The following is an 18,507-nucleotide window of genomic DNA, read 5'->3' on the forward strand; positions in this document are numbered from 1 at the left end:
GGCCGCCGCTCACTGCGGCGGCGCTTCGATGAACCACGTCGGCGAGACGTATCCCTCCGTCGTCGCACCGTCCATGGGCTTCGTGCATCCGTCCGCGGCCTTCATCGCGGTGAGGGCGACGGCGTCCTCGTCCGGCGTCTTGCACTCGTCGTACCCATAGGGCGTGTTCCAGCTTCCGGCGAAGCGCCGGCACTCCGCGTCGGAGAGCACCGCGTAGTGCAGGTGCGAGTTCTCCGTCCGTCCGTCGGCGTAGCACGTGAACTTGTCCGAGGACGTGGGGCACTCGGTCCACTTGTCGGGGAAGTGGAGGTTGTGCAGGCGGGGGATATCGTTCCAGCGCACCACGTTCCCGAGCACATCGTCGGTCGTCACCTGCTGTCCCGCCTCCAGGCCCGGCGCCAGCCCGTCGACGTCCAGGTGGCCATAGAACGAGCAGTAGCGCTCCCCCGTCCCGCTCTTGGGCGGGTGCTCGACGAGCGCCGCGCCGAGGTACTGGGATCTGTTGATGCCCTTCCAGAGGAGCCGGCCGTCGGCCACCGGGTGCACCTCCGCGCCCGCCGTGCCGCCCGAGCTCCTGACGAGATCCTCGCCGAGGTGGCGGCCGCCGTAGTCCTCGGCCACGACGCCGAACCCCCGGATCACGCGGCTGTCGTCGATGGGAGCCGCCCGCTTGCCGCCCCCGGGCCGCTTGCATTCGTCGCTCTTCGCCGCCCCGTTGCCCTGGCAGCCGAGGGCGCAGTACACCGTGTGATCGAGGAAGTAGCGGCGCGTCCGGGGGGCACCGCCGCCGCCGAGCCCCTCGGAGCCCTCGCACGGCGCCATGTGCCCCGGCCCGCCCTCCCAGCGCGGACAGTAGGCCTTGCAGACATACAGCATGTTCGGGTCGCCCTGGTCGATGCCGGGGAGGCTGTGACCGCAATACGCCGGGGTGTTGATCCGGACACCAGGGGCGTTCGAGCACGGGTTCCAGCTCTGCGCGAAGCTCGCGTCGTCGCACGCGAGGCCCTCCGCGTCGGCGAAGTACGCGCAGACCGGGGTCTGGTCGCCGTACGGGTCGGGGCCGCAGACGCCGCAGGAGGTGCCGCAGGGGATCCCCGTGGCGCGCCAGCCGTCGGGGCGGCTCAGCTGGCGCTCGTCGCACGCGAGCACCTGCCCGCCGGGACCGCAGACCTGCGAGCCGATGCGGAGCGATCGCACGGGCACCGCGTTCCCCCGGTAGTCGACGATCGGATCGCACGTCGACGTGATGCTCGGCGTGGGCGTGGGATCGGGCATGCCGTGCGGCTGCTGCTCCGAGTGGGCGTCGCACCTGTCGCTGCTCTTCGTGAGGTCCCGGAGCCCGCAGCCGCCCGGGCACTCCTCGTACGGGACGGGGCGCCCCACGACCGCCGTGTCGCTCGAGGGCGGGCACGTGTAGTTCGCGCTGACGAGGTCGTAGGCGCAGTGATACAGCGTCCCGACGCGACCCGTGATCACGTCCTGTCCGCAGAAGACGTGCTCGCACTGGGCGAGCGTGCCGCCGTTGGTGTAGGCCGGGAAGTAGCGAAGGGCGTCGCTGACCGGCGGGCACGATTCGTCGCAGCGGTCCCAGTCGCGGATCTTCGGCTCGTTCGCGCCGGCATGGGCGCCGATCGCCTCGTGCCAGCGCACGGGCGGGATCTCCCGCACGCGCATGCACGCGCCGCTCCCGTGGCGACCGCCGCAGTCGCGGTAAAGCACGGGTCGCGCGCCGGGGCCCGGGCAGGCGTAGAGCCGATCCGCCCTGCCGTGGATGCGGAGGTCGAGCTCACCCAGGTTGATCGCGAGGTCCTTGTTGGCGCGGCCGCCGAACACCTGATCTCCGCAGAAGGTCTGTCCCGGCTCGACGGGCTTCCACTGGCCGTCGTTGTCGCGGAACTCCACCGGACACCGGCCGAGCGCCGCGCCCGCCTCGCCGTTCGAGGCGCCGGGATCGCAGGGGAGGTTGAGGTCGAGCCAGCCTTCCTCGCCGCACATCCAGCGGCTCTGGTTCCCGACGCCGAGGCCGCACACCTCCGCGCCGCAGGCCGTGGTCGTGATCTCGCGGCCGGAGCTGCCCTGCACGCCGCGGCACGCCGGACAATCGCCCTGCGGCTGATTGCACGCGAGCCCGAGGTTGCGCCAGCCCTCGGCCGTGCACACCTGCTTCACGCCGGCGCCGCCGACGCCCGTCGGCATGCAGAGGGTCAGCCCGCAGCGCACCGGGATGCGCTCGCCCCCCGGGATCGGCGGGACCTCGCACGGGCACTCGCCGCTCGCCGCGCCCGTGCACGCGCCGTCGTCGCAGCCGCCCGGGCAGATGCGCCACTCGAGCGGGATCTGCCCCGCGCCCGGGCACTGGTAGAGCGCGGCCGGCTCGCCGTTCACCATGTCCTCGCCGCAGAACGTCCCCTCGGCCGGACACGCGAGATCGCCGCACCGGTTCTCCGGATAGCTCCGCCACGTGTCGGCGGCGGTGTCGCCGTCGAGGCATTGATAGGAGATGAGGTCGCGCCCGCACACGAACGTATCGCAGCGCGTCTCCGCGAGCGGGATCGGCTGGTTGTTGTAATAGAAGCCCCCGGCGCACTCGCACGCATCGGTGTCGTCCTGCGGCCCGAGCGGCGGCGGCGCGACGTCGCCCGCCGGCGGCTCCTGGCCGCAGCCCACGCCGATCACCCCTCCGCCGCCGAGCAGGACGGCGGCCGCGCCGCACAGCCGCGAGAGCGCGCGGCGGCCGGGCCTGCGGGAGAGGCTCACTTGGCGATCCTCCGCAGGTCGCCCGCCTGCGTCGCCCAGTAGACGAACGCCTCGTCCACGGCGATCGCGATCGCGCCGGTCTGCCCCACGGCGAGCGTGTCCACGGCGCCGCCCGCCTTGGGCACCCGGCGCACCGAGCCGAGGCGGTTGACCCAGTAGAGCGCCCCGCCGCCCTCGGGATCCACCGCGATCCCCGCGGGACCGGGCTGTCCGTCGGCGAGCGCCACGAGGCCGGAGCCGTCCTTGTCGAGCCGGAAGAGATAGCCGCTCGGCGTGCTCCAGAAGAGGTGGGCGGCGTCGGCCGCGAGGTATTGCGGCGTCAGGTTGGTGCGCTCGAAATCCTGCGCCGACGCGATCTGGCGCGGCTCGGAGCCGTCCTTGCGGAGCTTCATGACGGTGCCGTCCGCCCAGGTCCAGTAGAGGTGATCGGCGTCGGCGGCGAGCGCGCCGCCCACTTCGCCGGTGGCGCCGGTGATCTCGGCGGCGAGCTGCCCGGCGAAGAGCGCGTCGGTGCGGTACAGGCCGCCCTGCGAGAGCGACGTGAACCAGACCGCGGCGCCGTCGCTGACGACGGCCCACGGGTCGGGGACGCTCGCGGTGACGGTGGTCGCGGCGCCGGACGGCGGGAACCGGAGCACGCCGGCGGAGCCGGTGACGAGCGCGCCGGCGTCCGTCAGGGCGATGCCCTCGAAGCGCTCGCTCGCCCCGCAGGCCGCGGCGCCCGGCGCGGCGCCGGTGGCGAGGCAGGTCGTCGCGCCGGACGCCTTGTCGACGCGGACGGCGACGCCGCCGGCGGGCCGGAAGCCGACGACGTAGACGGCGGCGGCGTCGACCGCGATCGCGGAGGGGACCGCGAGGCCCGAGGCGAGCTGGAGCGCGCCCGGGCCGCACGTCCCGGCCTCGCAGGCGCCGCCGGAGCAGTCGTTGCCGCAGGCGCCGCAGTGGGACGGGTCGGCGTCGAGCTCGACCTCGCAGCCGGTCGAGGCCTCGCCGTCGCAGTCGGCGAAGCCCGCGTCGCACTCGAGCACGCACGCGCCGGCCTCGCAGGCGGCCGCGGCGTTCCTGTCGCTGCAGCCCTTGCCGCAGGCGCCGCAGTTGTCCACGTCGCCCTCGAAATCGATCTCGCAGCCGGTCGCGGCGTCGCGATCGCAGTCGCCGTAGCCGAGGTCGCAGGCGAGCGAGCAGGCGCCGGCCGCGCAGGAGGGGACGGCGTGCTGGTCGCCGCACACGTTCCCGCAGAAGCCGCAGTTGTCCACGTCGCTCGACGTATCGCCGCAGCCCCCGCCCGCGCCGCCGCCGCCGTCGAGGCACAGGCCGGCGGCCCGGGCGGCGCTCTCGAACGCCTCGCAGCGCGCGCGGCTGCCGGAGAGCGCGCTCAGGTCGCACTCGTAAGCGAGCGCGGGCTCAAGCGTGCCGCAGCAGGTCTCGAGCAGCGCGTCGCAGGCCGCCGAGGCGAGCGGCTCGCCGCCGAGCGTGGGGCACCGGCCCGCGTCCGCGGCGCCGCTCAGGTAGTCCAGGCAGGTGTCCGCGTCCGCCTCGGCGGCGAGGTCCTCGCAGCGCTCGCGCGGCCCTCCGGGCAGCGAGGGACAGCACTGCTCGGCGAGGTAATCGCAGCTCTCGGCCGCGGGATCGGCCCCCTCGCAGAGGCCGTTCGCCTGGGCCTCCCGCTCGAGGAAGCTGCCGCAGAGCGCCTCGTTGCCGCGGAACCCCGTGGCGTGGCAGGCGGACGCGAGCCGCGCGGGCAACGACGCGCAGCAGTCGTTCAGCAGGCCGGCGCAGCCCGGGCCGTAGGGGACGCCGTCCGGCGCGGCGCCGCCGCTGCAAAACCCGGCCGCGCTCGCGCTGCCGGCGTAGTCGTCGCACGCGGCGTCGTCCGCCTGCGCCGCGACCGCGTCGCAGCCCGCGCGGAGCTCGGCCGGGAGCGACGGACAGCACGCCTCGCCGAGGGGGCCGCACCCGCCGCCGAGCGCCCCCGGCGCGCTGCCGCAGGCGCCGAGGGCGGTGCCGTCGTCGTTGCAGCGCTGCGCGCCGAGCGACCCGTCGGGGAGGAAGCACGCGGAGAGCGCGCCCGGCGCGCAGAGCTGGTCATCGCCGCAGCCGGGGCCGCCGTACGCGAGCGCCGACACCACCACGAGACACAAGACGAGGGGAGGTCGACGCATGGTTGGACGCGCGATGCTCGCGGGGCGCGTTCGCCATGTCAACGATCACCACGGGCGGGGTGAGGCGAGCGGGCGCCCGTTCAGGGTAGGGGGCCGGTGCGTCAGGAACCCCGCGAGCACGACCGGGCGATCATGAGCGGTCGCCGGAAACGTCAGCGATCGCCGTGGCTTCCGTCTGTTTCGGGCGCGTTCGCGGGGCGGCGCACACCTACTTCCCCTTCCCCGCTGCCTCTACGGCCTGCTGCGCCTTGCGGTAGGCGGCCATCTGCGTCTTCGTCGCCTGGAGGATCTGCGAATACGCCGCGTCGCTCCCCGCTGACTCGCACGTCTGCGCGTCGGCCCCGAACAGCGTGTCCTTCATCATTCGGCGGGGCCTCGACTTCGCCTGGGCGACGAAGTTCATCCCTTTCTCTCGCCAGAGGGCGCAATCCTCTGCCCCGAGGTCTGCGCACATCCGTGCGTCCAGATCCTCACAGACGTTGCACCCCATCGCCAGGGCACCGACAACACATAGCATCAGGACGTTCATCTTCGATTGCATGGAATCACTCACGATCTGCACCGGGTTCGTCTACTGCAAGACCAGGTTGAAGCGCAAGCGCTCTTCATCGCAACCGTCGTGAAAAATCAGGTTGGTCCCTTCGGCGGGGGTCGCCGATCCGCCTTCCGGGTGGACGCAGCGGCCGGTCTCGCTGTTCTGCAGGCTCCCACCGGACGTCACGTCGAAAGAGAGGCGCACCTCGGGACCGCAGTAGGGGTTGAGGATCAGGCCAACGCCGTTGTAGGCGGTGCCTTGGTTCGGGTGAATACAAAGTCCGCTCGGGAGATGCTTCAGCAGGCCGCTGGCCAGGACCCTGAAGGAAGAGGCGAGCGTGCTGCAGTTGCTCGACAGCACCAGCGGCGTGTCGTCGGCCGGCTTCATGGCGCCGCCTTGCGGGACGAAGCATTTGCCGCTTGTGTGCTGCACGATCTTGTACTCGTCCACCGCGGGGCTCAACGCGTAATCTCTCGGCGTGATCTGGGCGAACGCGCGCGGGCCGAAGCCGCGGTAGGTGTCATCGGAGGCGATGACGGTCCCCAACCAGTAGTCGCGGTACCAGTGCAGGTACGAACGGCCGGGAGTCTTGGATTTGATATAACGATTGGCTTCGGATCCATGCAGCACCCCTTCGGGGAGCGGGACCCCCAGCTCTTCGTAGAACCCATCGAGGCCGTGCATGGGTTCGTGGATGAACACTTCCGCAGGCTCGCTGTTGACGGTGGACAGCCACTCCGAGGCGAAAGTATTCTTCCCGTTCACCGTCGTCCACATGGTGTAGTTCGACTCGTAGTTGCTCCCCGGGCCCCACCCCCAGCCCCCCGGCTTGCTGTCGCCGGGCGTGAAGAACACCTGCACGGTGTCGTACTCGCCGCGGGGCACGAAGCTCTGCACGTCTTGCTGGAGGTGGACGGCCGCCGGCAAATAATTGTCATTGCCCGAGCCCGACAGCGACGTGATAGGATCGTTGGATACGACGCTGGAGCCATGCCAAGCGACCCGGCCGTCCGTGATCAGATCCATCCAGTAAGCGACCCGCTCTTCGAAGGCGACCTGCACCGCGTCGACGACGCTGGTCGACAGCGAGCCCTGCGTGACGCCAGGGACGTTGGTGTTGGGCTTGACGAGGAGGAGCCCATGAAAATCGAACTCTACGCTCGCGAGGCGCTCACCGAAGCCGACAGGCTCCAGGTACCAGCGCGCGCTGTCGTCGCAGGTCCCCAGGGTGGGCTGCGCGCCGCCATTGGGGACAGCGCAGCTGTTCCCGCTCGAGCGCAAGCGATGCAGGGCAGGGCGCTCCACCGTGCGGGCACGCAGGGTCTCCACGGTCCACTCCGCCGCGCTGCCGCTGCAGCCGCCGAGCACCGTCGTGCCGCTCGACGCGACCAAGCACTGGCCGGTCTCCTCGTGGAAAAACTGATACTTGCTCGCGCCGACGCCGACCAAGCGCCAGTGTTGATAGTCACCGCCCGAGTAATCGGCGCCGACCAGCTGCCCGGTGATGGCATCGCGGCTCAACGTGCCGCGGTCGGCGCGGGACATCAGCCGCCAGAGCCCGATCTCGAGCTCATCGTCGCCGGCGATCGTCGGCTCGACGCGCAGGCTGTGCACGTCGAACTCCGCGGTGCCTTGCGTATCCCGCAGCTCTACCGTGTTGTTCCCGGCCTGCAGCGTCACCGGGAACGGGCCGAGCTCTTTGCCGGTCGGGCGCGGGCTCTCCGTGGCGGTGGACGTGACGACGGCGATCTGGCTGCCGTTCAGCCAGAGGCTCATCGCTCTGGTCTGCGACAGCACGGCGATCTTCACATAGAGGTCCGCGTTGCCGCCGGCGCCGCCCGCCACGTTCCAGACGAATCCGGTGTTGTCATTGAGGTCGACCCCCCAGCTTTCATTCGTGCAGTTCGCGCCGCCCGTGCACCCGCTCACGCCGGGCCCACCGCTGGACGAGCTCGCAGGATAGACGGCCGCGTGCGCCGAGCCCGCCGCTCCGAGCAGTAGAATCGATGCAATCGCTGTTGAAGTGTATGGAAGATGCTTCAATTTCATGGACAAGTATCCTTCTAGACGAACAGGAAAGAGATGCGCGAGCGCGACGCCGCCAGCGACGACGTCAAGGAGTCAGACTCCGTCGACATCCGTATGAAACAAATGATTGAAACGAATGTTTAGCATGGACGGACGCGTTGTCAAGGCCCGGGGTCGACGATGGCGCGGGGCGGCTGCTCTAGCACGGCGGAGGCATGAGGGAAGGGGGGTCGGCCGACGTCCGCGAGCGGATCGTCACCTCCTGCATGGGGGTCCTCGAACGCGAGGGGAGAGGCGAGCCGGCGCGCTTTCATGGTAGGGTGCCGATCCGTCGCCCATGGCGCCCTACCGGTTCGATCCGAGCACGCTGGACAGCCCGGTCCCCAAGGGATGCCTCGCCGGCACCCACCGCCAGGTGCCGCCCGAGGAGACGCTGCGCCGGGTGCGCCGCCTGATGCCCGTCATGGGCATCACCCGCGTCGCCAACGTCACCGGCCTCGACAACATCGGTATTCCGGTCGTGATGGTCTGTCGGCCGAACTCCCGCTCGCTCTCCGTATCGCAGGGCAAGGGGCTGGATCTCCCGACGGCGCAGGCGTCTGGCCTCATGGAGTCGGTCGAGGCGTATCACGCGGAGCGGATCGACCTGCCGCTCAAGCTGGCCTCGTACGAGGAGCTCCGCTACACCCACCGCGCCGTCGAGGTCGACGATCTTCCTCGCATCGCGGGCGCCCAGCTCCACGCCGATCTGCCGATCCTCTGGGTCGAGGGGGTCGACCTGCTCCAGCGCGAGCCGGTGTGGGTGCCGTTCGAGGTGGTGCACACCAACTACACGGTCGCGATGCACCGGACCCTGGTCGGCTTCGTCGCGAGCTCGAACGGCCTGGCCTCCGGCAACGGCGCGCTCGAGGCGATCAGCCACGGGCTGTGCGAGGCGGTGGAGCGCGACGCGACGACCCTGTGGCGGCAGCGCAGCCCGGCGTCGCGCGCGGCCACGCGGATCGACCTCGACAGCGTTCCGGAGGGGAGCTGCCGCGCGGTGCTCGACCTGTACGCGCGCGCGGAGGTCGCCGTCGGCGTCTGGGAGATCACGTCGGACATCGGCATCCCCGCCTTCCTGTGCAAGATCTGCGACCGGCGCGACAACCCCTTGCGCAGGCTCGGCGTCACGGAGGGCATGGGTTGTCACCCCGCGCGCGAGATCGCGCTCCTGCGCGCGTTGACCGAGGCGGCCCAGAGCCGGCTGACCCAGATCGCCGGCTCCCGCGACGATCGCACGCCCAGCCAGTACGTGCGGCAGCGCGACCCGAACATCACCGCTCTTGCGCGCGAAGAGCTGGAGCGGCCCGGCCCGCGGCGCCGCTTCGCCGAGGGGCCGACCTTCCACGCCGACACCTTCAACGCCGATGTCGCCTGGGAGCTCGAGCAGCTCCGCGCCGCGGGCGTGAAGCGGGCGATCGCCGTCGAGCTGACCCGCCCGGAGCTGGGGATCCCGGTGGTGCGCGTGGTGGTGCCCGGCCTGGAGCCGCTGTCCGGCGACCGCAGCTACGTGCCCGGCGCGCGCGCCAGGGCGCAGAAGGGGCAGGCCGGATGACGGTCCACCTCTTCCTGGGGCCGACGCTGTCCGCCGCCGAGGCGGCCGAGGTGCTCGACGCGGTCATCCTGCCGCCGGTGGCCCACGGCGACGTCTACCGCGCGGCGCAGCGGGGCGCGAGGGTGATCGGCATCGTCGACGGCTATTTCGAGGGCGTGCCGTCGGTCTGGCACAAGGAGATCCTCTGGGCGATGCGCGAGGGCGTCCACGTGTTCGGCAGCGCCAGCATGGGCGCGCTGCGCGCGGCGGAGCTGGCGTCGTTCGGCATGGAGGGCGTCGGCGACGTGTTCGAGGCGTACCAGCGGGGCGAGCTGGAGGACGACGACGAGGTCGCCGTCGCGCACGCGCCCGCCGCCTACGGCTACCGCGCGCTCTCCGTGGCGATGGTCAACATCCGCGCCACGCTGGCGGCGGCGGAGGCGCGCGGGGTCGTCCGGCCGGCGACGTGCGCCGCGCTGCTGCGGATCGCGAAGCAGCTGTTCTATCCGGACCGCAGCTATCCGCGGCTGCTCTCGGAGGCCGCCGCCGCGGGGCTCGACCCGGGAGAGCTCTCGGCCCTGAAGGGCTTTTTGCCCGAAGGCCAGGTCGATCGAAAGCGCGCCGACGCGCTCGCGATGCTGCGCGCGATCGAGGCGAGGCTCGCGGCCGGGCTCGCGCCGAAGCAGGTGCGGTATCACTTCGAGGCGACGATCTTCTGGGACTCGCTGCGCCAGGCCGCCGCGCCGGTCGACGAGCCGCGCGACGAGGGCGGGGAGGGGTCGTGGATGCAGAGCGCGCTGCTCGACGAGGCGCGGCTCCACCCCGTCGCCTACGCGCTGGCGCGCAAGGGCGCGCTGACGCGCCTGCTCTCCCAGGCGCTCTCGGACGAGCACGCGCCGCGCCCGCTGGGCGAGGAGGTCGACGCGGCGATCCTGAGCTTCCGTCGCGCGCGCGGGCTCTGGGACGCGGACGCGATGGAGGGCTGGCTGCGCGAGAACGGCCTCCGCGCCGAGGAGTTCGCGCGCCTCATGGAGAGCGAGGCCCAGGTCGCGGCGGTGCAGCGCTGGGCGGCGCCGCACATCAGCGCGCACCTCGTGGATCAGCTGCGCCTCGACGACCTGTATGTGGGGCTATGGGCCCGCGCGCGCGACAAGCAGCGCTCGCTGGAGGAGGCCGGGCTCGCCGACCCGGACCTAGCGGCGGCGCCGCTCTCGCGGGAAGCGCTCCTTTCATGGTACCTCGAGCGGCGCGGCGAGGGCGCCGCGCCCCGCGACCTCGCCGAGGCCGCGCGCCGGGCCGGGTTCCGCGACGAGCCGATGTTCCTGCGCGCCCTGCTCCGCGAGTACCATTATGTGCGGCTGCGCGAGCTCCGCGAGCGTTAGTGCCGTGCGTCAGAAATACCGCCAGAGAAACCGGTCGATGGCGAGCGGTCGCCGGAAGCAGTAGCGATTTTCATGGTTTCCGCCTGCTTCGCCGCCGAGGGCGGCTCCGGTGTGGCCCAACGGGGCGCCCTCTTCCGCCGCATCGCCCGCGGTGAAGGGCCCGCGGCATCACCGATCGGGGTCGGCGCCTGGCCTGGCGGCGCAGCGCCGAGGGATTCTGCTTCGCTCGCCGCCCTGTCGCCGGGCCCTTTCATGCGCTGCCGCCTGTTTCGGGATCGTGCCTGCGTCCCCGCGCTCTGCCGGCCCAACGACGTGCGGATCTGCCGCCGCGTGAAATGCGACCGGCAGCATCCGCTGATTGCGCCGCTTGGATGAGAACAGCGGATCTGCGATTGAACGATGCATGCGATGCTGGCGCCGTAGGATGTGGCGATTGGTGGTATCCGTTCGTGTAACCGCGTCGTGACGAGCGCTGAGCCAGGGGCGCAGAGCGCCGGGCATGGCAGAAGAGTGTTCTCGGGTCCCTCGGGAGGAGTGGCGGATACGTGTCGAGCGGTGGCGTGACAGCGGGCTGACGGCCGACGAATTCGCCGGCGAGCTCGGCATCAACCCGCGCACGCTGATGTACTGGAAGTGGCTGCTGGCGCGCGACGACAAGGACCTCTGCGCCTGCGCTCGAGCGCAGACAGTCGCCGAAGCGGTGCTGCGCGGCGAGAAGGCTCCCGACGACGCGCTGGCCCGCGAGCTGGGCGCGATGGGGGCTGGGACAACGGAGATCCTTTCAGAGGGCGCCGCACAGCGCGTTGCCCAGGGTCCGCGTATCCGAGTCGCGGATCGCGCAGCCATAGCCGGGGCCGTCCATCGAGCCGCCGCCGTCCAGACGCGCGATGTCCCACGTGCCGAGCTTGCCGCACAGCTCCGCCTGCCGCGCCCGCGCCTCCTGCGGCGAGATGAGGGCCGAGCCCGCCGGGCACGGCTTGTCGCCGACTGGTCTCACGAAATCGAGCTGCACGCAGACCGTGTTCCCGAGAGAGCGGCTGTCGGCGTCGCGGATCCCGCAGCCGTAGCCGGGGCCATCCATCGACCCTCCGCCCGCGAGCCGCGCGATGTCCCACGTGCCCAGCGTGCTGCAGATGGACGACTGATTCGCCCGCGCCACCATCGAGTTTGCGACCGTGTAGCCGCTCGGGCAAACGCCGTCGCCGATCCCCCTCGTGAACTGCACGGCCTGCTTGCAGACCGAGTGGCCGAGGCTGCGGGTATCGGTGCTGCGGATCCCGCAGCCGTAGCCGGGGCCATCCATCGACCCTCCGCCCGAGAGCCGCGCGATGTCCCAGGTGCCCAGCTTGCTGCAGACGGCCGCCTGGTTCGCGAGCGCCTCGGCCGGCGTGGCCAGGCTATAGCCGGTGGGGCAGGCGGTATCGCCGACGACCCTGGTGGCCACGCCGAGCGCGAACGACGCTTCGGCCACCTCGTGCCCGCTGTCCACATCGTCCACGCCCACGCTCTCCTCGAGCGAGCCCGAGCTGTCGGTCGAAGCGGCGCAAGCCACGGCGGAGGCCATCACGGACGCGAGAAAGGCAAAACGGACGAGCTTCATGTGAATCTCCATCGCTCCTGCGTGCTTACCCAACGTTGCAGGGCCCGCTCTCCGGCAGGATCGGCGAGCGATTTCATCGATGCGACGCGGGGCAGCCATCGCAACGACCGTGCCAGGGGCCTCTCGGGGCGCTGGCGCAGTTCACCCCACCGGGATCGTGTGCACGCGCCCGGTAGGTCAGCAACTCCTTGCCGGCGGGCAAGACCTTGCCGGCAAAGAGTGGCCGCGGTGGATCTCCGGGAGCGAGATTGCCAGGACAAGGAGGAGCACGGAAGGGAGCACACCGCGGACGGCAAGCAGGGCCTCGGCAGGGCCGATCACGGCGGTCATGGGCAGGCGCGGGGAGAGCCCGCCGCGGCGCGCGAGGGGTGGTACGCATGGTGCATCACGAGGCGTCCTGAGGCATGCAGGCGGATCCACGCGGGCGCACCGCGGCGAGCGAGGAGCTCTTGTGCCGGCGAGTTGGAGGACACGACAGCCGCTGATTCAGCGTGTGGCCGTCACCGCGAGCCGCGGCTCGCGAGCATCGCCGGCGCACGGACGGGCTCGGTCGGGCTCCCTCAGAGATTCGGCTCGAGCTTGAACGTTCACGTGCATTTTCACACGCTGGCAATCGATGGCGTTTTCGAGAAGACCGCCATGGGCGCGCGCTTCCACGATGCGCCGCCGCCTTCAAAGGACGATGTCAGCGAGGTGGCGCGACGGGTGCGCGAGCGTGCGCTTCTTTGGCTACGGCGCCGCGGCTACCTCGACGAGCGCGCGGCCGAGGAGCGCAGCAACGAGACCATCGAGCCCTCCGCGCTCGATGCGTGTACCCAGCTCGCGCTCGCAGGTGGAGCGTGTCTTGCGCGGCCTTTCGAGCACAAGGACAGTCCCGACGCGGCTTTCGAGCGCCGAGAGCGACGCTTCTCCGCGGCGTGCGACGGGTTCGACGTGCATTGCGCGGTGCGCATCGCAGCGGATGACGATCCGGGGTGAGCGCGACGACGAGAAGTTCAAGGCAGAAGTCCGAGCGGACGTGGTCAAGCTCGGCGGCTTTGTGAAGATCGTCGAGCGGACCTGGAGGATCAAATCGCGGGTAGTGGTCAACTTTGCCCATGGAGAGTCCACATGAAGGCGGGAAGGCGGGAAGATCATTAATGTTTTCTTCCCGCCTTCCCGCTCGGCCCAGCTCGCGCTCGCCGAGGCGAACCTCGAGGCGCAGTTCCCCGGTGGCGAAGGCATCTTCCTCGGCCAGCTCCTCGGGCAGGCGGTGTCGGTGGTGCTCCGGGTGACGTGGGCGAAGAAAACCTCGGTGGAACCTCGGTGGAGGACCAGCGTCATTGGATGCAGCCTGAGCCGACGACGCCGGGGTCCACCACAGCGCCGGTGACCGCGTCTACATGTATTTGGACGTAGCGTTTATCTTCGCATTCGCCGCCCCAGCCGACGCCGATTACGTATGCGAGCGTCTCGTTGGCGATACCGAACATCGGCTGGCTCCCGGACGTCGCGTCGTCCGGCGCGCCGTGCAGGCACCGCGCCGCGAGCAGCCCGACGCGCTTCGCGTCCTCACCGGACAGCGTCGTCGTCACCTTGGAGAGGTCGAAGAACGGCCCGACCGTGATCTGCGCGCGCAGTCCCTCGGGCTCGTTGCCACGCTCCATCTCGTACGCTTGCAATGCGCCGTCGAGGTCGCTCTTGTAGTAGACGAGCTGTGTCCCGCGGTAGGATCGGGAGACGTGGATGGTCAGGCGGTCCGGCTGCTGCCGCAGAACGGGCCGCGCGTCAGGCGTCAGCCCGAGCGCCGTGAGCACGCCGGTGATGTCGCTCTCGGCGCGCGAGCCGTCGAGGGGCGTGAAGTGACGCTTGCTCCACCAGCGCAAGAGCAGGAAGCGCCCGTTTTCGTCGTTGTAGCGCTCGACGCGCCCCTCGCCCGTGTCCCAGCGCGTGACCGGACGCCCCGTGAAGTCGGTCGCCGCGCGCGGCCCCTGGGTCACGGGGTCACCCGCGGCCTTCGCGAGGGCCCGCGCGAGCGCGTCGGGCGAGCCCGCGAGCATGCCGGCCAGGGGCGCGTTGCGCGAGAGGCGCGCGGCGGCGAGCGCCTGGCAAGTTGTGAGCGCGGACATCGTCGGCGGAGCGCAGCCGGCGAGGAGCAGGACAAGCAGAAGTGTGGCACCAATGCGATGACAACGAGTGGTGGCGACAGCCAACATGATGTCGAAGTCTACCTGTCCCGGGGAGGAAGCGAAAGTCTGACCGGCTGAGCTCAACAGCAACGGCGGCGGCGATCTCATCGGCAACCGGGTCGCCGGGGGCGCCTGCAACTTCCTCTCGGGGCGGCTCAGCGGCGCGTCCTCCGGGACGTCCGTCGAGATCTACCAGGACCGGGCGGGCACGAACGGCAACTCCGTCAGCCTCTCGCCGTCGCCGCTCAATAGCGGGACCTGGCACCACGTCGCTTACACGCGCAGCGGGACCTCGCTGAAGATGTTCGTCGACGGGGTGCAGATCGGCAGCGGGACCAGCGCCGCGACGACCAACCTCACGGGCGCGAGCTCGTTCCGCATCGGCCGCAGCTTGCCCTCCTGCCTGTCGAACTTCTACAGCATCCCGGCTTCGTTCGACGACGTGCGGACCTACAGCCGCGCGCTCGGCGCCTGTGACGTCGCCGCGCTGGCGACGCCGTAACCCCCCGCGGCAGCCGGGCGGATGTGTTGACCATCCGCCCGCTCGAGCTGCCGCGCGCCGTCGCTCCTGGCCTCCCTCGGTCGCTCCGGCCGAGACCCGAGGTGCGGGAGGGCCCGCGCGCGGCGGCGCGCGCGATTTGCCGTGACAGGGCATCGTGCCGGGCGACCATCCCAGGCTCACGAAAGGGGCATGTATGGCAAACGAAGCAGCTCGCGAGTCGCTCCTCGATCTTCACGCTTCACGTCTTCACCACGGGCCGGCGGGTCTTCGCGCTCCAGCAGGTGCAGCGCGGTCGACGCGAGCGCGGAGATGTCGGGCTGCGGCGCGGGAACCCGCCACGATACCACGCCCGCTCTCTCCTGACAATCCCCACAAGGTCGGGGTACCGGCCGGCCGGCTCCGCGATCCACCCTACGCCGTCAGTCACTTCCCGGCGTTGCCCGGCCCTCCTGCCGGTGCCCGACCCGGGAGCTGGAGAGCGCCCATGAACCATGAAAGAACGCTTCTGCACACCGCCTTCCTCCTCCCCGCTTTCGCCGTGAGCGGCCTCGTGCTCCTCGCGGGCGGCTGTTCGCAGCCGGTGGGGACCGACGAGCACCACGGCGCGGACGAGGCCGCGCTGACCGCCGCGCAGTGCAGCTACTTCGACGTCAACGGCACGACCACCATCTGCCACCACACCGGCTCGGCCAAGCACCCCTACACCATCATCAAGACCAGCGAGCAGGGCTGCATCAACGGGCACGCCGGCCACGCGCACGACTACGTCGCCGTCGGCGATCCGACCTGCGAGGGCGGCGGCTGTCTCCCCGTGAACGCGCCGTGCGACGCCACCCTCCCGTGCTGCGAAGGCCTCTTGTGCCAGAGCGGCACCTGCATCGACCCCTGCGCCTCGGCCCCCTGCCAGAACGGCGGCGCCTGCGCGGCGACCGAGAGCGGGTACACCTGCACGTGCGCGCCCGGCTTCACGGGGACGAACTGCGAGATCGACATCGACGAATGCGCCGCGAGCCCGTGCGTCAATGGCGACTGCGTCGACGGAACCAACCAGTACGAGTGCCTCTGCTATCCCGGCTGGACGGGGACGAACTGCGAGACCCAGCTCTGCGTCCCCACGACCTGCGCCGCGCAGGGCGCGACCTGCGGCTCGATCGCCGATGGCTGCGGCGGGACGCTCGACTGCGGCTCGTGCGGGTCGGGCTTCACCTGCCAGAGCGGCACCTGCCAGCCCACGGCGCCGCCGTGCCCGTGTGAGACGCTGGACGCGTGGCAGGCGTTCGTCGCCAATGAGACGGCGTACGCTGATTGCATCGACTACGAGTCATTCAACTACCCGTTCGTCTATCTGAAAGGTCAAACGCACATCACCTGGAACGGAGGAGACCTGGGGACGGGCATCGCCGCGTCGCCCGCGAATGAGCAGCTCGGAGAGCCGCAACAGTGCTCGGGGGTGTGGGCGGGCTACGGCCCCCAGTCCCTGCCGGTCAACGATGCGGAACTGCAGGTCTGCTTGGACCGCGTCAGGGAGATCGCCGCCTCCCGCGGCCTGACGTGCGGCCCGTGAGCTGCCACTAGCGCCGCCCAGCGGCGACGCAGGGGCCGAGATCCTCCGCTGATCTCTCGGCGCGGGCGCGGCGCCTGCTTCGCCCGACGGAGGGGCGCGGGCTCCGCGCTCGCGATGCGCCCCGCGCTTCAGCGTCTCCAGTGCGAGCTTGGCCACGAGGACGTCGCGCCCACCCGCGCTCTTGTGTCAGGCGTCGCGCGACCGCCGGGCGGGCGCGGAGGCCGGCCGCGACGCCTGCTGCTCGGCCGCGGCCTCCGCGAGCTGCTCGCGCAGCCACGCGTGCGCCGGGTCGTCCGTGAGCCTGGGGTGCCAGACGGCCGAGAGCGTGAAGCCCGGGAGAGCGAGCGGCGGCCGCGCGACGACGAGCTTCAGCGCGGGGGCGATGTCCCGCGCGACCGCGCCGGCCAGGACGCCGATGAGGTCGGTGCCCGAAAGCAGGTGAGGCGCCATCAGGAAGTGCGGCAGCGTGACGTGGACGTCGCGCTCGAGCTGCTGGGCGGCGAGCGCGCGATCGACCACCCCGACGCGCCCGCCGTGCGGTGAGACGAGCAGGTGCGGCCGCGCGAGGAACGAGCGCAGCGTGCGCGGCGCGGGAGGCTGGCAGACGAGGGCGAAGTCGTCGCGCAGGAGCGGCCGGGACTCGAGCCCGGCCAGCCCGGGCCCCTCCACCGCGAGGCCGACGTGGACCTCGCCCGCGTCGAGCGCCCGGGCGGCGTCGCGCGTCTCGAACGCCAGCACCGCGAGCCTGGCCCTCGGCGCGCGCGCCCGGAGCCGCCGGACGAGCCGCGGCAGCAGCACGTACGCGGCGTAGTCGTTCATGCCCACCCGCAGCTCGTCGCAGAGCGCCGCGGGGTCGAACGCCGGACGGCGGGCGAGCGCCGCCCGCAGGCGGTCCAGGGCCGGGCGCACGTCGCGCCGGAGCTGCTCGCCGCGGGGGGTCAGGAAGAGCGCGCGGCCGCGCCGGACGAGCAGGCGATCGCCGAGCAGCGCGCGGAGCCGGCCGAGGGCATTGCTCGTCGCGGGCTGGCTCAGGCCCACGCGCTTGCCGGCGGCGGTCACGCTGCGCTCCTCGAGCAGCGCCTCCAGGACGACGAGCAGATTGAGGTCGAGCGCGGAGAGATTCACGACGTGAATGCATAGCATCCGGTGCATCCATTGGACGGGCGGACCGCGCGCCCGCACGCTGGGGCCTGTCCAACGCGGAGGGACAGCACGGATGAGAGCTGCATTGTTGAGGCCGGGCCCGGGCGCGGGCGGCGCTGTGATCGGCGAGCGGGAGCTCGGCCCCGTTCCACGCGGGCACGTGCGCGTGCGCGTGGCGTTCGCCGGGGTAAACCACATCGATCTGCTCCTCGCCGACGGGAAGCTCCCCCTCTCGCCGATGCCCGTGGGGCTCGGCCTCGAGCTCGCGGGGACGGTCGAGGCGCTGGGCGAGGGCGCGCGCGGGCCGGCGGTGGGCGCGCGCGTCGTCGCGATGGGCACGCCGCACACCGGCGCGTTCGCCGAGCTCGCCGACGTCGAGGCGCGCCGCGCCGCGCTCGTGCCCGACGGGGTGCCGCTCGACCGCGCCGCCGCGTCGATCGTCAACTACGCGACGGCGTGGGTGCTCCTGCGCGAGCGCGCCCGGATCGCACCCGGCGAGACGGTGCTCGTGCACGGCGGGGCCGGCGGCGTCGGGACCGCCGCTCTGCAGCTCGCGCGGCACCTCGGCGCGCGCGCGGTGGCGCTCGTCGGCGACGCCTCCAAGGTGGATCATGCGACGCGCAACGGCGCCGCCGCGGTGATCGTCCACGGCCGCGAGGACGTCGCGGCGCGGGCGCGCGCGCTGACCGACGGGCGCGGCGTCGATGCAGCGCTCAACGCGACCGGCGGCGCGACGCTCGCGCGCGACCTCGGCTTGCTCGCCCCCTTCGGCCGCCTCGTGTCCTTCGGCTTCCTCGAAGGGCCGCCAGGCGTCGAGCTCGGCGCCGCGCTCGCGGACGGCTTCGGACGCAGCGTATCGCTCGCCATGAGCGACCTGTTCACGGTGGCCAATGAGGCGCCGGAGCGGTTCTCGAGCACGATGGACGAGGTGCTCGCGCTCGTCGAGCGCGGAGCGCTCGATCCGGTCGTTCACGCGACATGGCCGCTCGAGCGCGTCGCCGACGCGCTCGATGCGCTGCGGGCGCGCGCTGTTCAGGGGAAGGTCCTGCTGCGCTGCGCTGCCTGAGGACGCGGCGACGGAGGCACCACCAGG

At 71.6% G+C, this 18,507-nt stretch carries 13 protein-coding genes and 2 pseudogenes; 8 read left to right on the forward strand and 7 right to left on the reverse strand.

What is annotated here, in order from left to right:
• Positions 1 to 9 precede the first annotated feature (9 nt).
• The 4 genes from WMF26_RS05240 to WMF26_RS05255 all read right to left on the reverse strand — a co-directional run bounded on the left by WMF26_RS05240 (position 10) and on the right by WMF26_RS05255 (position 7,503).
• Positions 10 to 2,757, reverse strand: a complete 2,748-nt coding sequence (locus WMF26_RS05240; protein WP_437999397.1) for a M23 family metallopeptidase — start codon at positions 2,755 to 2,757, stop codon at positions 10 to 12.
• Entirely contained in the window at positions 2,754 to 4,919 is a 2,166-nt protein-coding gene (locus WMF26_RS05245; RefSeq protein ID WP_437999398.1) for a hypothetical protein, read from the reverse strand. The genes WMF26_RS05240 and WMF26_RS05245 overlap by 4 nt, the downstream gene beginning before the upstream one ends.
• 208 nt (positions 4,920 to 5,127) lie before the next feature.
• Entirely contained in the window at positions 5,128 to 5,322 is a 195-nt protein-coding gene (locus tag WMF26_RS05250; RefSeq protein WP_437336113.1) for a hypothetical protein, read from the reverse strand.
• 168 nt (positions 5,323 to 5,490) lie between these two features.
• Entirely contained in the window at positions 5,491 to 7,503 is a 2,013-nt protein-coding gene (locus WMF26_RS05255; RefSeq protein ID WP_437999399.1) for a hypothetical protein, read from the reverse strand.
• A 316-nt stretch (positions 7,504 to 7,819) separates the two neighbouring features.
• Between WMF26_RS05255 and WMF26_RS05260 the strand changes: the two genes are divergently transcribed.
• The 3 genes and pseudogenes from WMF26_RS05260 to tnpA form a co-directional block, all read left to right on the forward strand.
• Entirely contained in the window at positions 7,820 to 9,076 is a 1,257-nt protein-coding gene (locus WMF26_RS05260) for a YcaO-like family protein (RefSeq protein ID WP_437999400.1), read from the forward strand.
• Positions 9,073 to 10,437, forward strand: a complete 1,365-nt coding sequence (locus WMF26_RS05265) for a TfuA-like protein (protein ID WP_437999401.1) — start codon at positions 9,073 to 9,075, stop codon at positions 10,435 to 10,437. Before WMF26_RS05260 ends, WMF26_RS05265 begins: the two co-directional genes overlap by 4 nt.
• Before the next feature lie 499 nt (positions 10,438 to 10,936).
• Positions 10,937 to 11,086, forward strand: a pseudogene (tnpA, locus tag WMF26_RS05270) (IS66 family insertion sequence element accessory protein TnpA); the annotation flags it as partial.
• A 132-nt stretch (positions 11,087 to 11,218) separates the two neighbouring features.
• Here the strand turns inward: tnpA and WMF26_RS05275 are convergent.
• On the reverse strand, positions 11,219 to 12,037 hold the full coding sequence (locus WMF26_RS05275; RefSeq protein WP_438002518.1) for a hypothetical protein: 819 nt from the start codon (positions 12,035 to 12,037) through the stop codon (positions 11,219 to 11,221).
• Positions 12,038 to 12,592: 555 nt separating this feature from the next.
• Between WMF26_RS05275 and WMF26_RS05280 the strand changes: the two are divergent.
• Positions 12,593 to 13,015 (forward strand): annotated as a pseudogene (locus WMF26_RS05280) (transposase); the annotation flags it as partial.
• Positions 12,999 to 13,151 carry a hypothetical protein gene (locus WMF26_RS05285; RefSeq protein WP_437999402.1) on the forward strand — a complete coding sequence of 51 codons (153 nt, stop codon included), beginning with the start codon at positions 12,999 to 13,001 and terminating at the stop codon, positions 13,149 to 13,151. The pseudogene WMF26_RS05280 and the gene WMF26_RS05285, both read left to right, overlap by 17 nt.
• Positions 13,152 to 13,356: 205 nt before the next feature.
• Here WMF26_RS05285 and WMF26_RS05290 read toward each other — a convergent pair whose 3' ends face one another.
• Positions 13,357 to 14,232 (reverse strand): hypothetical protein, encoded by an 876-nt coding sequence (locus WMF26_RS05290; protein ID WP_437999403.1) that lies wholly within the window; start codon positions 14,230 to 14,232, stop codon positions 13,357 to 13,359.
• Between the two features lie 79 nt (positions 14,233 to 14,311).
• Here WMF26_RS05290 and WMF26_RS05295 point away from each other — a divergent pair, with 79 nt between their 5' ends.
• Both WMF26_RS05295 and WMF26_RS05300 read left to right on the forward strand, forming a co-directional pair.
• Positions 14,312 to 14,707, forward strand: coding sequence for a LamG domain-containing protein (locus WMF26_RS05295; RefSeq protein ID WP_438002378.1), 396 nt, complete (start codon positions 14,312 to 14,314; stop codon positions 14,705 to 14,707).
• 484 nt (positions 14,708 to 15,191) lie between these two features.
• On the forward strand, positions 15,192 to 16,271 hold the full coding sequence (locus WMF26_RS05300) for a calcium-binding EGF-like domain-containing protein (RefSeq protein WP_437999404.1): 1,080 nt from the start codon (positions 15,192 to 15,194) through the stop codon (positions 16,269 to 16,271).
• Positions 16,272 to 16,457: 186 nt separating this feature from the next.
• On the opposite strand, the gene WMF26_RS05305 is transcribed toward WMF26_RS05300, so the two are convergent.
• Complete coding sequence (locus WMF26_RS05305) at positions 16,458 to 17,396, reverse strand: LysR family transcriptional regulator (RefSeq protein ID WP_020733042.1); 939 nt, start codon at positions 17,394 to 17,396, stop codon at positions 16,458 to 16,460.
• A 91-nt stretch (positions 17,397 to 17,487) separates the two neighbouring features.
• Here WMF26_RS05305 and WMF26_RS05310 point away from each other — a divergent pair, with 91 nt between their 5' ends.
• Complete coding sequence (locus WMF26_RS05310) at positions 17,488 to 18,480, forward strand: quinone oxidoreductase family protein (protein ID WP_437999405.1); 993 nt, start codon at positions 17,488 to 17,490, stop codon at positions 18,478 to 18,480.
• The last annotated feature ends 27 nt before the right edge of the window (positions 18,481 to 18,507 follow it).

The sequence above is a fragment of the Sorangium sp. So ce185 genome (assembly GCF_051526825.1).
Lineage (GTDB): Bacteria > Myxococcota_A > Polyangia > Polyangiales > Polyangiaceae > Sorangium > Sorangium cellulosum_D.